General features: G+C 74.4%; 8 protein-coding genes and 1 tRNA gene. 1 reads left to right on the forward strand and 8 read right to left on the reverse strand.

Going from position 1 to position 14,205, the window contains the following annotated elements; genetic code table 11:
* The first annotated feature begins 209 nt into the window (after window positions 1–209).
* A complete protein-coding gene (locus ABZ340_RS03990; RefSeq protein ID WP_358780152.1) occupies window positions 210–1,895 on the forward strand; it encodes a bifunctional 3'-5' exonuclease/DNA polymerase in 1,686 nt (561 codons plus the stop codon).
* A gap of 89 nt (window positions 1,896–1,984) precedes the next feature.
* Here ABZ340_RS03990 and ABZ340_RS03995 read toward each other — a convergent pair whose 3' ends face one another.
* From ABZ340_RS03995 to ABZ340_RS04030, 8 genes are all read right to left on the reverse strand, one after another.
* Window positions 1,985–2,878 carry a glycosyltransferase gene (locus ABZ340_RS03995; protein ID WP_358780153.1) on the reverse strand — a complete coding sequence of 298 codons (894 nt, stop codon included), beginning with the start codon at window positions 2,876–2,878 and terminating at the stop codon, window positions 1,985–1,987.
* A gap of 154 nt (window positions 2,879–3,032) precedes the next feature.
* Complete coding sequence (locus ABZ340_RS04000) at window positions 3,033–3,533, reverse strand: hypothetical protein (RefSeq protein WP_358780154.1); 501 nt, start codon at window positions 3,531–3,533, stop codon at window positions 3,033–3,035.
* A gap of 60 nt (window positions 3,534–3,593) precedes the next feature.
* Window positions 3,594–3,667, reverse strand: a tRNA-Thr gene (locus ABZ340_RS04005).
* A gap of 119 nt (window positions 3,668–3,786) precedes the next feature.
* Window positions 3,787–5,394: an alpha/beta hydrolase gene (locus tag ABZ340_RS04010; RefSeq protein ID WP_358780155.1), complete on the reverse strand. Its 1,608-nt coding sequence runs from the start codon at window positions 5,392–5,394 to the stop codon at window positions 3,787–3,789.
* 145 nt (window positions 5,395–5,539) lie between these two features.
* On the reverse strand, window positions 5,540–6,745 hold the full coding sequence (locus tag ABZ340_RS04015) for a DNA polymerase III subunit delta' (protein ID WP_358780156.1): 1,206 nt from the start codon (window positions 6,743–6,745) through the stop codon (window positions 5,540–5,542).
* 279 nt (window positions 6,746–7,024) lie between these two features.
* Window positions 7,025–10,387 (reverse strand): dTMP kinase, encoded by a 3,363-nt coding sequence (gene tmk, locus ABZ340_RS04020; protein WP_358780157.1) that lies wholly within the window; start codon window positions 10,385–10,387, stop codon window positions 7,025–7,027.
* A gap of 138 nt (window positions 10,388–10,525) precedes the next feature.
* A complete protein-coding gene (gene topA, locus ABZ340_RS04025; RefSeq protein WP_358780158.1) occupies window positions 10,526–13,447 on the reverse strand; it encodes a type I DNA topoisomerase in 2,922 nt (973 codons plus the stop codon).
* A gap of 269 nt (window positions 13,448–13,716) precedes the next feature.
* Window positions 13,717–13,914 carry a hypothetical protein gene (locus ABZ340_RS04030; protein ID WP_358780159.1) on the reverse strand — a complete coding sequence of 66 codons (198 nt, stop codon included), beginning with the start codon at window positions 13,912–13,914 and terminating at the stop codon, window positions 13,717–13,719.
* Window positions 13,915–14,205 lie beyond the last annotated feature (291 nt).

Here is a 14,205-nt window from a genome sequence, read left to right on the forward strand (position 1 = left end):
CCGGGTGCGGCTGGCCCTGGGACGGGCCGAGGCCGGCCGAGGCGCGGGGGTGCGGCGCGGGACCGGCGCCGGCAGTCGGGGGTCCCGGCGGCAGCCGGTACCTCGGTGACGGCCAGGGGTCCCGGCAGCAGCCGGTACCTCGGCGACGGTCGGGGCCCGGCAGCAGCCGGCCGCGGGGCGTTGTCAGACCCGCCTGCGACACTCGCAGCATGGCCGGTCGGTGGGCGCTCGCCGTGGCCGAGGGCGGCGGTGTGGAGGTCGCGCCCCTCGGCCCGGACGGGCTGCCCGCCGGACCGGTGCGGCGCGAGGCGGACCTCGCCGGGGCCGTGCGCGGCCGGCCGGGTGTCACACGGTGGGTGTGGCGGTCCACCGCCGAGGTCTACCCGCGTCTGCTCGCCGCGGGGGTGCGGGTGGAGCGGTGCTACGACATCGAGGACGCCGAGACGCTCCTGCTCGGCCACGAGGGCCGCTACGGCGAACCCCGGTCGGCCGCCGCCGCCCTGGCCCGGCTGCGCGGCGGCCCCGTACCGCCCGATCCGCCCCAGCGGTCCGCCGAGCCCGGCGCGCAGTCCCCGCTCTTCGAACCACAGGCCGTCCACCTGCCGCTGAGCGACCTGACCGCCGTCTACGCCGAGCAGCAGCGGCGGCACGACCGCACCGCGCACCCCGACCGGATGCGGCTGCTGACGGCGGCCGAGTCGGCGGGGATGCTGGTGGCCGCCGAGATGAACCGCGCGGGCCTGCCGTGGCGGGCCGACGTGCACCGCGAGGTGCTGCACGGCCTGCTCGGCGAGCGCTACGCGGGCGGGGGCGAGCCGCGCCGGCTGGCCGAGCTGGCGGAGGAGGTGTCCGCCGCCTTCGGGCGCCGGGTGCGGCCCGATCTGCCCGCCGACGTGGTCAGAGCGTTCGCGCAGGCCGGGATCAAGGTGCGGTCGACCCGGCGGTGGGAGATCGAGTCCGTCGACCACCCGGCCGTGAAACCGCTGCTGGAGTACAAGAGGCTCTACCGGATCTGGGTGGCGCACGGCTGGTCCTGGCTGCAGGACTGGGTGCGCGACGGGCGGTTCCGGCCCGAGTTCCTGGCCGGCGGGACGGTCACCGGACGCTGGGTGACCAACGGCGGGGGCGCGCTGCAGATCCCCAAGGTGATCCGGCGGGCCGTCGTCGCCGACCCGGGCCGGCGGCTGGTGGTCGCCGACGCCGACCAGATGGAACCGCGCGTGCTGGCGGCGATCTCCCGCGATCCGGGGCTGATGGAGGTGGCCGGCCGGGAGGGCGACCTGTACCAGGCGGTGTCCGACCGGGCCTTCTCCGGCGACCGCGCCCAGGCCAAGCTCGCCGTGCTCGGCGCGGTCTACGGCCAGACCTCCGGTGACGGCCTGAAGAACCTCGCCGCGCTCAGACGCCGCTTCCCGAAGGCGGTCGCGTACGTCGACGAGGCCGCCCGCGCCGGCGAGGAGGGGCGCCTGGTGCGGACCTGGCTGGGGCGGACCTGCCCGCCGGCGGCCCGGGCGGAGGACGACGACGCCGGGGAGGCCGGCATCCCCCTCGCCGAGGCGGAGTCCGACGACCGGGCGTGGGTGCCGGGCTACGCCTCCACCGACGCCCGTGCCCGCGGCCGGTTCGCCCGGAACTTCGTCGTCCAGGGCAGCGCCGCCGACTGGGCCCTGCTGCTGCTCGCCGCGCTGCGGCGCGCGTGCGCGGATCTCTCGGCCGAGCTGGTCTTCTTCCAGCACGACGAGGTGATCGTGCACTGTCCGGAGGAGGAGGCGGACGCGGTGGTGGCGGCGATACGGGAGGCGGCGGACCTCGCCGGGCGGCTGACGTTCGGGGACACTCCGGTGCGGTTCCCGTTCACGACGGCGGTGGTGGAGTGTTACGCGGACGCCAAGTGATCAGCCCGCGCCGGTCGCGCGGGACAGGTCCCTGGGCCCGGGTCCTTGAGCCCCCGAGCCCCGATCCCCGAGCCCCGATCCCTTGAGCATCAGATGACGGGTGGCCGTCCCAGCCGGGTGAGCCGCCACACCGTCCGCCACCGCATGGGCCGGCGCTCCCCCGCGGGCTCCCGGACGCCTTCCGCGAACCCGCCGAACCAGGCGCGCAGTCCGGCGCCCGACCGGTTCCGTACGAGGGTCAGCAGCAGCCACACGCCCAGGTGCACCGGAATGAGCGGCAGCGGGAGCCGGCGGCGGGCCAGCCACACCCGGTTGCGGGCGTTGACCCGGAAGTAGACGGCGTGCCGCGCGGGCGAGGTCTTCGGATGCCGGAGCAGCAGCTCGGGCGCGTACAGGATGCGCCACCCGGCATCGGCCGCGCGCCAGGCGAGGTCGGTCTCCTCGTGCGCGAAGAAGAACTCGGCGGGCCAGTCGCCGACCTCGTCGAGCATCGCCATCCGCAGCGCGTGCCCGCCGCCGAGGAACCCGGTCACGTATCCGCCCCGCATCGGATCGGACGCCCCCACCCTGGGCACGTGCCGCTGCTGCGTCTCCCCGTGCTCGTCGGCGATCCGGAAGCCGACGATGCCGAGCCGGTCGTCGGCGGCGAACAGTTCCCCCACGCGGCGGAGCACATCGGCGTCGACGAGCAGTCCGTCGTCGTCCAGTTCCACGACCACGTCGACGTCGCCGTACTCCCGCAGCCGCGCCAGGGCCACGTTCCGCCCGCCGGGGCAGCCGAGGTTCTCGCCGGTCTCGACGGTGGTGACCTCGCCGGGCAGCGACAGCCGCCGGGTGAACTCGGGCAGCGGGCAGCCGTTGCCGACGATCACGATCCGCGCGGGCGGCACGTCCTGCTTGGCCACGGACTCCAGCAGGGCGTCCACTTCGGCGGGCCGGTTGCCCATGGTCACCACGGCCACGGCGATCCTCGGCGACCCCATGTCCTCACCTCTCCCGACACGTTTCCCGGCACCTCTTCCGGGCGCCCCGGCACCTCTCCCGGCGCGCCACGGCACCTCCGTCGGTGCCTCTCCCGGCACATCCACCGGCACATCCACCGGCGTGTTTCCGGCCGGAGGCCGCGCTCGCGCGATGCTAGCCGTTCACGGTGCCGTTCCATGGAGGAGGCGCGCGGTTGGACGGAAAGGTGAGACAACACCGTGAGACCGACAAGTCCGGCCCGAACACCGCCGAGCGGCCTCCACGGCTGTCGCCGTCCACCACCGGGTTCCGGGGCGTGCCGGGTGATCGGCCGGCCCGGTGCTCCAGGACCTTCCGCCGCACCGGCTCGGGGAGGACGAAGCGGAAGGAGCTGCGGCGCTCGCGGCCCTCGGCGGCAAAGTGCAGCAGCGCGTCGTGGGTGATCTCGGGGCCCTCTCCGCCGTGCCGCCCCTCGGGACCGTAGACGGCCGGCAGGGGCAGCACCCTGCCGGTGCGGACGTTGCGCCGCCGCGTCGGGTGGACGCGGGTGGCCGGCGCCCCGGCGAGGCTCTCACCGAGGCCGGAGGCGCCACCGGCGGCATCGCGGCCCGCGGCGCGGACACCTCCCGCCCGGCGGCCACCGGCTTCGCACGCCCTGGCCGCCGGGCGGGACACACCACGCCCTCGGCACGGCAAAAGGCCAGGTCACGGATGATGTGACCTGGCCTTGTCCAGAGCCGCTTTCGGGATTCGAACCCGAGACCTACGCATTACGAGTGCGTTGCTCTGGCCATCTGAGCTAAAGCGGCGCGCTGTCCGCACCATGGTGCGATCAGCAACGACGGTAAGTCTACACAGTTTCCCGGAGTGCTTCGTACCGGCCCCGGAGCGCAGAGGCCCCGGGGCCGGTCAGGAGCCGCGCGCAGGGCTAGGAACAGCGCTTTCCGTTCGCCGGTGCCGTACCCCGCAGGAGGTAGGCGTTGATCGTGGAGTCGATGCAGGAGCTGCCGCGGCCGTAGGCAGTGTGGCCGTCGCCGTCGTAGGTGAGCAGGCGGGCGGAGGAGAGCTGGGCGGCCAGGGAGCGGGCCCAGCGGTACGGGGTCGCCGGGTCGCGGGTGGTGCCGACCACGACGATGGGGGCGGCGCCCTCCGCCTGGATGCGATGCGGCTCGCCCGTGGGCTTCACCGGCCAGTACGCGCAGCTCAGGGACGCCCAGGCGAGGCTCTCGCCGAAGACGGGGGACGCCTTCTCGAAGGCGGGGAGGTCCTTGCGCACCTCCTCGGGCGAGGAGAAGGCGGCGGGGAGGTCCAGGCAGTTCACGGCGGCGTTGGCGGACATCAGGTTGCTGTAGGTGCCGTCCGGGCCGCGCTCGTAGTAGCTGTCGGACAGGGCGAGCAGGCCGGCGCCGTCGTTCCGTTTCATCGCCGAGGTCAGGGCCTCGCGCAGCTGCTGCCAGGCACCCTCGTCGTACATCGCCGTGATCACGCCGGTGGTGGCCAGGGACTCGGTGAGCCTGCGGCCGGCGGAGTCGCCGGCGGGGATCGGGCGGGTGTCGAGCCGGTCGAAGAACGCCTTGAGGTTCTGCCCGGCCCGCGCGGGCGTGGTGCCCGGGCCGCCGAGCGGGCAGTCGCTGCGCCGCACGCAGTCCTTCGCGAACGACTGGAACGCCGTCTCGAAGCCCGCCGTCTGCTCCCGGTTCAGCCGCCGGGCCGGCAGCGACGGGTCCATGGCGCCGTCCAGCACCAGCCGGCCCACCCGGTCCGGGAACAGCCCCGCGTACGTCGCCCCGAGAAGCGTCCCGTACGACGCTCCCACATAGGTCAGTTTCCCGTCCCCCAGCACCGCCCGGAGGATGTCCATGTCCCGGGCCGCCTCGACGGTCGACACATGGCGCAGCAGCTTGGGCGCGGACGCGCCGCAGCCCTCGGCGAACCCCTTGTAGGAGTCGACGAGGCCGTCGGTCTCCTTGTCGTCGTCCGGGGTGACGTCCGTCTGCGTGTACGCGTCCATCTGCGGGCCGTCGAGGCACTTCACGGGCTCGCTGCGGGCCACGCCGCGCGGGTCGACCGCCACCATGTCGTAGCGGGCGCGGACCTCCGCCGGGTAGCCGATGCCCGCATACTGCTGGAGGTAGCCGACGGCCGAGCCGCCCGGCCCGCCCGGGTTCACCAGCAGCGAGCCGAGCCGCTTGCCCGGGCCCGTGGCCTTCCTGCGGGCCACGGCGAGGCGGACGTCGCCCTCGGACGGCTTCGCGTAGTCGAGCGGCGCCTTCAGGGTGGCGCACTGGAAGTCGGGGGCCCCGCAGTCACGCCACCGCAGCTTCTGCCCGTAGTACGGGACCAGGGCGGACGGGACGGAGCGGGGAAGCGCGGCCAGCACCGGGGCCGCCGTGGCGGACGCGCGCGTCGCCTCGGCCGCCGGGCCTGCGGAGCTCGACGCGCCTTCGGCGGAGCACGCCGTGAGGAGCAGTGCGGCGGCGAGGAGAGTGGCCGCGGCACCGGTACGGGTCCTGCGGAGAGAGCGCCTTGTGTGCATTCAGCGAGAGTAACGGCGTGCGACGGTCCCGACGCGCTGTGTGCCCGCCGCGCCCCGGACGAGTTACGCCGCCGGGAGCCGTCACGCGCCTCGCTCCCGCGCCGGGTGCCGGCGCGGTGCGTCGCCCGTGAGTGAGGTCCTGGCCTCAGCCCGCTCTGAGCGCCATGGTCATCGCCTCCACCGCGAGCAGCGGGGCCACGTTGCGGTCGAGGGCGTGCCGGCAGGCGGCGATCGCCTCGATACGGCGGAGGGTGGCCTCCGGGGTGCTGCCGCGGGCGAGGCGCTCCAGGGCGTCCTCGGCGTCGGCGTTGGCGATCGCCACGCGGGAGCCGAGCTGGAGGGCGAGCACGTCGCGGTAGAACCCGGTGAGGTCGGTCAGGGCGAGGTCGAGACTGTCGCGCTGCGTGCGGGTCCTGCGGCGCTTCTGCATGTCCTCCAGGTCCTTCACCACGCCCGCCGTGCCGCGCGGCAGCCGGCCGCCCTGCGCGGCGCCGAGGGCCGCCTTCAGTTCCTCGGTCTCCTTGCCGTCCATCTCCTCGGCGAGCTGCTTGGCGTCCTCCGCCGCCGCGTCGACCAGTTCCTGCGCGGCCTTCAGCGCGCCGCCGATCTCCTCGACGCGCAGCGGCAGCCTCAGCACGGCGGCCCGGCGCTCCCGGGCGGCCGGATCGGTGGCCAGGCGGCGGGCCCGGTCGACGTGGCCCTGGGTGGCGCGGGCCGCGGCGGCGGCGACCTCCGGCTCGATGCCCTCGCGGCGCACGAGCATGTCGGCGACGGCCTCGACCGACGGCGTCCGCAGGTTCAGGTGGCGGCAGCGGGAGCGGATCGTGGGCAGGACGTCCTCGAGGGAGGGGGCGCACAGCAGCCACACCGTGCGGGGGGCGGGTTCCTCCACGGCTTTGAGGACGGCGTTGGCCGACTGCTCGTTCAGCCGCTCGGCGTCCTCGACGAGGATGATCTGCCAGCGGCCGGTCGCGGGCGAGGTGAACGACTTGCGGACGGTGTCGCGCATGTCGCGGGCCAGGATCTGCGTGCCGACGGCGGCGATCGTGGTGACGTCGGCGTGGGTGCCGATCAGGGCGGTGTGGCAGCCGTCGCAGAAGCCGCAGCCGGGGACGCCGCCGAGCGCGCGGTCGGGGCTCACGCACTGCAGCGCGGCGGCGAAGGCCCGCGCCACCTGCGTCCGGCCCGCGCCCGGCGGTCCCGTGAACAGCCAGGCGTGCGTCATCTTCGACGCCTCGGGAGGGGGGGTGTCGGTCGCGGCGGCCGTGACGAAGGCATCGGCGTCCCGGGCGGCGGCGACGAGATGCTCGCTCACCTTCTCCTGCCCGACGAGGTCGTCCCACACGCTCATGGGTCACGCCGTCCTTCCGTCACACTGCGCGTCGCGCTCTTCGTACGCGTTCTTCGTACGCGTTCTTCGTATGCGTTCTTCGTCCGTGCCGCTCATGCGCGCCCTTCGCGGCGTCATCCATTGTGCGGCCGCCCACTGACAACGCCGGGCCACCCGGGAGGGGACAGCGCCCGGCCGCCCGGGAGGGGGACGGTGCCCGGCCCGGCCGGGAGGGGACAGCGCCCGGCCCGTGCCGTCCGGGCCGGTGACGGTGTCCGGTACGGCCGCCGCACCTTCCGCTCAGCGCCCTCTGCCCCGGCCCCTTCCCCGGCCATCGCCTTCCTCGTCCCCGTCCTCGCGGGGCCCCAGCAGCTCGTCCGCCAGCGTCGGCAGGTCGTCCAGGGGCGTCTCCTCGGCCCAGTCGGAGCGCCGCCGGCGCGGCGCCTGACCGGCGTCCACCTGGGGCAGCTCCCGCGTACGGCCCTCGGAGCCGTCCGGCTGCGCGGCCGGACGCTCGTCCCGGAAGAAGCCCGGCGGCACCCGGTCGGCGGGGTCCTCGCCCCGTACGGGCGGCAGGACGGCCGTCTCGTCGGCGGCCCCCGGCGGCACCTGCGGCAGCACCGCGGTGTCGTCCGCCGCGCCCGGCGGCACCTGCGGCAGCACCGCCGTCTCCTCCGCCGCGCCCGGCGGCACCGGCGGCATCGGCAGCTCGGCCGTCACCTCGGAGTCCGGCACGGGAGAGTCCGGTACGCCCGGTGCGCCGGAGGCCGCTGCGGTGTCCTGCTCCCGGTACCCGGCCCGCGCCTCCTCTGCGCCCCGTACGTCCTGTACGCCCTGTACGTCCCGCGTGTGCTGCACGTGCTGCCAAGCCTGGGGACCGCGCGGGTCCCCCTGCCCGCGCGCGTCCGGCTCGTCCCGCACCGGCCGCAGTACCGCCGTCTCCTCCAACGGTCCCCCGGAGGCGTTCGCCGGCGTCACCACGGGCGTCGGCACGGTCGCCGCGTCCGCGGGCACCTCGCCGGCTCCCGGTACCACCGGCCCGGGGCCCGCCGCGGCCGCTGCTGCCGCCGCCTCCGCCGCCCGGCGGGCCTGCTCGGCGCGGAGCAGCGCCTCCTCGGCCTTCCGCTGCTTCTCCAGACGCCGCGCCTCGGCCTCGGCGCGCAGCCGGGCCTCCTCCTCGGCCTGCTTGCGGCGGCGTTCCTCCTCGGCCCGGCGCCGGGCCTCCTCCTCGGCGCGGGCCTTCTCCTCCGCCAGCAGTCGCGCCCGCTCCTCCTCGGCACGTCGGCGCGCTTCCTCGGCGCGCTGCCGGGCCTCCTCGGCCTGCCGTTCGGCCTCGCGGCGCTGGGCCTCCTCCAGCTCGCGCCGCTTGCGCTCCTCCTCCTCGGCGCGCAGCCGCGCCAGCTGCTCCTGGCGCTCGCGCTCCAGGCGCTCCTCCTCGGCCTTGCGCGCGGCCTCTTCCTCCGCCTTGCGGCGGGCCTCCTCCTCGGCCTTGCGGCGCGCCTCCTCCCGGGCCTCGATCTCGGCCTGGGACAGCGGCAGCACCTGGTCGAGCCGGTGCCGGACGGCGGTGGTGACGGCCTCGGGCTCTTGGCCCGCGTCGACGACGAGGTAGCGCCCCGGGTCGGACGCGGCCAGCGCCAGGAAACCGGCCCGTACGCGCGCGTGGAACTCGGCCGGCTCCGACTCCAGCCGGTCCGGCGCCTCGGTGAACCGCTCCCGGGCGGCCTCCGGGGAGACGTCCAGCAGCACGGTCAGATGCGGGACCAGCCCGTCGGTCGCCCAGCGGTTGATGCGGGCGATCTCGGTCGGCGACAGGTCGCGGCCGGCACCCTGGTAGGCCACGGAGGAGTCGATGTAGCGGTCGGTGATCACCACGGCGCCGCGCTCCAGCGCGGGCCGGACCACGGTGTCGACGTGCTCGGCGCGGTCCGCCGCGTACAGCAAGGCCTCCGCGCGGTGCGACAGCCCGGCGCTGGAGACGTCCAGCAGGATCGACCGCAGGCGCTTGCCGACCGGCGTCGCGCCCGGCTCGCGCGTGAGCACGACCTCGTGGCCCTTGGCCCGGATCCACTCGGCGAGCGCCTCGGCCTGCGTGGACTTCCCGGCCCCGTCACCGCCCTCCAGGGCGATGAAGAAGCCGGTCGGCGCGGGCGCCTGCACCGGGTCGTCGCCGCCCAGCAGCGCGTCCTTCAGGTCGTGCCGCAGCGGCACCCCGGAGCGGTCGTCGCCCTTGGCGAGCACCAGCGCGGCCACCGGCAGCAGCAGCGCGCCGACCAGCATCAGCGTGAACGCGGCGCCGCCGTGCGCGAAGACGAACTTGCCGTTCTCCAGGCGGTGCGGCCCGATCCCCGCGGCCACCAGGGGGGCGATCACCGCACCGAGCGCCACGCACACGCGGACCACCGCGTGCAGGTGATCGGTCGTCCGCGCCCGGCGGTGGTCCTCGACCTCGTGGTCGAGGAGGGCGTGCCCGGTGTTGGCGGCCACGCCCGCGCCGGCCCCGGCCAGCACCAGGATCAGCAGCACGGTGGCACCGTCGGGCACGAGCCCGGCAGCCAGCAGCGCGACACCGGCGAAGGCGATCGCCAGGGACAGCAGCCGGCGGCGCGACAGGGAGGGCAGCAGGGCGGGGGCCGTCCGGATGCCGACGACGACACCACCGGTCAGCGCGCCCACGGCCAGCCCGTACAGCACCGGTCCGCCGCCCAGGTCCTTGGCGTGCAGCACCGCCACGGCGACCGCGGCGGCCACCGCCACGGCGACCGCGGCGCAGGCGAGCACCAGCAGCGGGATCGCCCCGGTGCGGCCCTTGTCGGCGCCCGCGGCCGTCCGCGGGCGCCGCAGGCCCTCCAGCGGCGACCGCGCGCGCGGGGTGCGGGTGGCGGGCAGTTCCAGGAAGGACAGCACGGACAGGGAGGCGGCGAACAGCCCGGCCGCGACGTACGAGGCGAGGGCCGCCTGGTGCGCGGCGAACCAGTCGACGCCGGCACCCAGCAGGTTGTTCAGCAGGCCCGCGACGACGAGGGCCGCCGCCGCGAGGGGGATCGCCACGAAGGACGTACGCAGCGACAGGCGGCGCAGCGCCCCCATGTGGTCCGGCAGCGGCCGTACCGTCGCGCCCTCGGAGGGCGGTGCGGGCAGCAGCGCGGGCGCCGCGCTCTCCCGGCACACCGTCCAGAACCGCTCGGCGACACCGGTGACGAAGACGGTCACCAGCAGGACGGCGAGGGCGTCGTCCGGCGTCCAGTCGATCCACAGCGGCGCGATGATCAGCAGCGCGGCCCGCAGGCCGTCGGCGCCGACCATGGTCCAGCGGCGGTCCAGCGGACCGTCCTGCGAGGTGAGCGCCGTCAGCGGGCCGAGGAGGACCGCGCCGAAGAGCAGCGTCGCCAGGATGCGCACACCGAAAACGGTCGCCACTGCGAACGCCACGCCCCGGTAGCCACCGCCGAAGGAGCCGGCGGCGATCGCCGCCTGGACGGCGAGGACGACCAGCACGAACAGGGCGAGCGCGTCTCCGACACCGCCCACCAGGTGCGCGCTCCACAACCGCCGCAGCTGCGGCCGGCGCAACAGGGCGCGGACGGCGCGCTCGCGGGAGTCCGCGACCAGGGCATCGTCGGGGTCCGGGTGAGGGGCCGTTGGCTGCTCGGCTCGCGTCATGCGTTCAGCCTATCGGGACCCGCCGACACCGCGGCGCCACCGCCCGAACATACGCGCGCCCCGACACCGAATCGATGCCGGGGCGTTCGTTTTGCGAACGTCACCCCGTCCGGGGCCCGCTCACGGGAGCGGAACGGCTCAGTCCTCCGCCGCCGAGGAGGCCGCCGGAGAAGCCGGAGAAGCCGGAGAAGCCGAAGGAGCCGGAGATGCCGCCGAGGAGGCCGCCCGGGAAGCGGTCGTCTTCTTCGCCGTCGTCTTCTTCGCCGTCGTCTTCTTCGCCGTCGTCTTCTTCGCGGCGGTGGTCTTCGCGGCCGTCGTCTTCTTCGCGGCGGTCTTCTTCGCCGCCGTCGCCTTCTTCGCCGTCGTCGCCTTCTTCGCCGGGGCCTTCTTCACCGTCTTCTTGGCGGGGCTCTTGGCACGCTTCTCGGCGAGCAGCTCGAAACCGCGCTCCGGGGTGATCGTCTCGACGCTGTCGCCGGACCGCAGGGTCGCGTTGGTCTCGCCGTCGGTGACGTACGGGCCGAAGCGGCCGTCCTTGACCACGACCGGCTTGCCGCTGACCGGGTCGGTGCCCAGCTCCTTCAGCGGCGGCTTGGCCGCGGCGCGGCCACGCTGCTTGGGCTGGGCGTAGATCGCCTGCGCCTCCTCCAGCGTGATCGTGAAGATCTGGTCCTCGGACTGCAGCGACCGCGAGTCGGTGCCCTTCTTCAGGTACGGGCCGTAGCGGCCGTTCTGCGCGGTGATCTCCTGGCCGTCGGTGTCGGTGCCGACGATCCGCGGCAGCGACATCAGCCTGAGCGCGTCCTCCAGGGTCACCGTGTCCGGCGACATCGACTTGAACAGCGACGCCGTGCGCGGCTTGACCGCGTTCTTGCCCGTCTTCGGGGTGCCCTCGGGGAGGATCTCCGTGACGTACGGGCCGTAGCGGCCGTCCTTGGCGACGATCGTGTGGCCGGTCGCCGGGTCGGTGCCCAGCTCGTGGTCGCCGCTCGGCTTGGCCAGCAGCTCCTCCGCCAGCTCGACGGTCAGCTCGTCCGGCGCCAGGTCGGCGGGGATGTCGGCCCGCTGGTGCTGCTCGGTGTCCTTCTCGCCGCGCTCGACGTACGGGCCGTAGCGGCCGACGCGCAGCACGATGCCGTTGCCGACGGGGAAGGACGACACCTCGCGCGCGTCGATCGCGCCCAGGTCGGTGACCAGGTCCTTGAGGCCGCCGAGGTGGTCCCCGTCGCCGTTGCCGGCGTCGGCCGCGTCCCCGTTGCTCGCGCCCTCGCCGAAGTAGAACCGCTTCAGCCACGGCACGGCCTGCGCCTCGCCGCGGGCGATGCGGTCGAGATCGTCCTCCATCCTGGCGGTGAAGTCGTAGTCGACGAGCCGCCCGAAGTGCTTCTCCAGGAGGTTGACCACGGCGAAGGAGAGGAAGGACGGCACCAGGGCCGTGCCCTTCTTGAAGACGTAGCCGCGGTCGAGGATCGTGCCGATGATCGACGCGTACGTCGACGGGCGGCCGATCTCCCGCTCCTCCAGCTCCTTGACCAGCGACGCCTCGGTGTAGCGGGCCGGGGGCTTGGTGGCGTGGCCGTCGACCGAGATCTCCTCGGCGGCGAGCCGGTCGCCCTCGGCGACCTGCGGCAGCCGGCGCTCGCGGTCGTCCAGCTCCGCGTTCGGGTCGTCGGCGCCCTCGACGTACGCCTTGAGGAAGCCGTGGAAGGTGATCGTCTTGCCGGACGCGCTGAACTCGACGTCCCGGCCGTCGGCGGCCGTGCCACCGATCTTGACCGTGACGGAGTTGCCGGTCGCGTCCTTCATCTGGGAGGCGACGGTCCGCTTCCAGATCAGCTCGTACAGCTTGAACTGGTCGCCGGTCAGCCCGGTCTCGGCGGGCGTGCGGAAGCGGTCGCCCGAGGGGCGGATCGCCTCGTGCGCCTCCTGCGCGTTCTTGACCTTGCCGGCGTACGTCCGCGGCTGCGGCGGCAGGTAGTCGGCGCCGTACAACTGCGTGACCTGGGCGCGGGCGGCGGCGATGGCCGTGTCGCTCAGGGTGGTGGAGTCCGTACGCATGTACGTGATGTAGCCGTTCTCGTACAGCTTCTGCGCGATCTGCATGGTCGCCTTCGCGCCGAAGCCGAGCTTGCGGCTCGCCTCCTGCTGGAGCGTCGTCGTACGGAACGGTGCGTACGGCGAGCGGCGGTACGGCTTGGACTCGACGGAGCGCACGGAGAACTGCGTGTTCTCCAGGGCGGCGGCGAGCGCGCGGGCGCTCGCCTCGTCGAGATGGAGGGTGTTCGCGGCCTTGAGCTGCCCCAGGGAGTCGAAGTCGCGGCCCTGCGCGACGCGCCGGCCGTCGACGGTCTGGAGCCGTGCGACCAGCGACGACGGGTCGGAGGGGTCGCCCGCGCGGCCGGTCGAGAAGGTGCCGGTCAGGTCCCAGTACTCGGCGGAGCGGAACGCGATGCGCTCGCGTTCCCGCTCGACGACGAGCCGGGTCGCCACGGACTGGACACGGCCCGCCGACAGCCGGGGCATGACCTTCTTCCACAGCACCGGCGAGACCTCGTAGCCGTAGAGGCGGTCGAGGATGCGGCGGGTCTCCTGGGCGTCGACCAGCTTCTGGTTGAGCTGGCGCGGGTTGGCCACGGCGGCCTGGATCGCGGCCTTGGTGATCTCGTGGAACACCATCCGCTTGACCGGGACCTTCGGCTTGAGCACCTCCTGGAGGTGCCAGGCGATGGCCTCCCCCTCGCGGTCCTCATCGGTGGCGAGGAAGAGCTCGTCGGAGTCCTTCAGCAGGTCCTTGAGCTTCTTGACCTGGGCCTTCTTGTCAGCGTTGACCACATAGATCGGCTGGAAGTCGTGCTCGACGTCCACACCGAGGCGGCGGACCTCGCCGGTGTACTTCTCGGGCACCTCCGCGGCACCGTTGGGAAGATCGCGAATGTGCCCGACGCTCGCCTCGACGGTGTAGCCGGGGCCGAGATAGCCCTTGATCGTCTTCGCCTTGGCAGGCGACTCGACGATGACGAGTCGGCGGCCGCCCTTCGCGGTCTCGCTGGTCGGGGACAACTTCGCTCTTCTCTCCGGTCGACGCTGGGGCCTCCCCAGGCCTGGATCCCGGGGTCGGGTCGTGCTTCGTGGCTCTGGTGACGCTGCGGAGTGTGACGGTACATGCCGCCCCCGTGTCAAACGGGAAAAGCCCGCAACGGCCACTCGAACGGTAACCCGACTACCACTATTCCTGCCGCCCGGAGTGCGCGACGGCCCCGAAGGCTGTATCCGTAGCGCGACGTTCCGGTTACCTGCCGCGACGCGGCCTCACGGCCCGAACGCGCCGATCAGACGCGCGTCAGGCACCATGCCCCGAGGGCGAGGGCGGCCGTTCCGGCCATGCCCGCCAGGGCCGCCGATGCGATCGGGCTCACACCGTGGGCGACGGGCCGGCGCCGTCGCGCGCAGGCCGCCGTCCACGCCAGCAGTCCGGCTCCGAACAGGGCGAACACCACTCCCGCGAAGATCCCCGGCCCGCTCTCCATGGTTCCCCGTGCCCCTCTGCCACCGTCCGCGCGTGTCCAGCCGCGGGGAGGCTGACACGCCCGGGCGGCGGGCAGGCGAACCCGAGGTGAACAGGGGGACGACGGGGCTGCGGGCTCCCGCCGGGCGGACGGCGGGCCGTGAGGGGGCGAGGCGCACCGGAGGTGAGCGAGGCGACAGAAACGGCGCGATCCTGCCGGAGGCTCCCGCTGCCCCCCTTCTCTCCCTCTCCCCTCTCCCCTCTTCCTCTCCTCTTCTCCGTCGCCTCCGTCGCCGCCGTCGCCGCCGTCGCC

Origin of the sequence: Streptomyces sp. NPDC006134 (genome assembly GCF_040628835.1) — a bacterium.
Classification (GTDB): domain Bacteria; phylum Actinomycetota; class Actinomycetes; order Streptomycetales; family Streptomycetaceae; genus Streptomyces.

Coding starts and splice junctions, on each gene's coding strand:
- ABZ340_RS03990 (WP_358780152.1), top strand. CDS start 210: ATGGCCGGTCGGTGGGCGCTCGCCGTGGCCGAGGGCGGCGGTGTGGAG.
- ABZ340_RS03995 (WP_358780153.1), bottom strand. CDS start 2,878: ATGGGGTCGCCGAGGATCGCCGTGGCCGTGGTGACCATGGGCAACCGG.
- ABZ340_RS04010 (WP_358780155.1), bottom strand. CDS start 5,394: ATGCACACAAGGCGCTCTCTCCGCAGGACCCGTACCGGTGCCGCGGCC.
- ABZ340_RS04015 (WP_358780156.1), bottom strand. CDS start 6,745: ATGAGCGTGTGGGACGACCTCGTCGGGCAGGAGAAGGTGAGCGAGCAT.
- tmk (WP_358780157.1), bottom strand. CDS start 10,387: ATGACGCGAGCCGAGCAGCCAACGGCCCCTCACCCGGACCCCGACGAT.
- ABZ340_RS04030 (WP_358780159.1), bottom strand. CDS start 13,914: ATGGAGAGCGGGCCGGGGATCTTCGCGGGAGTGGTGTTCGCCCTGTTC.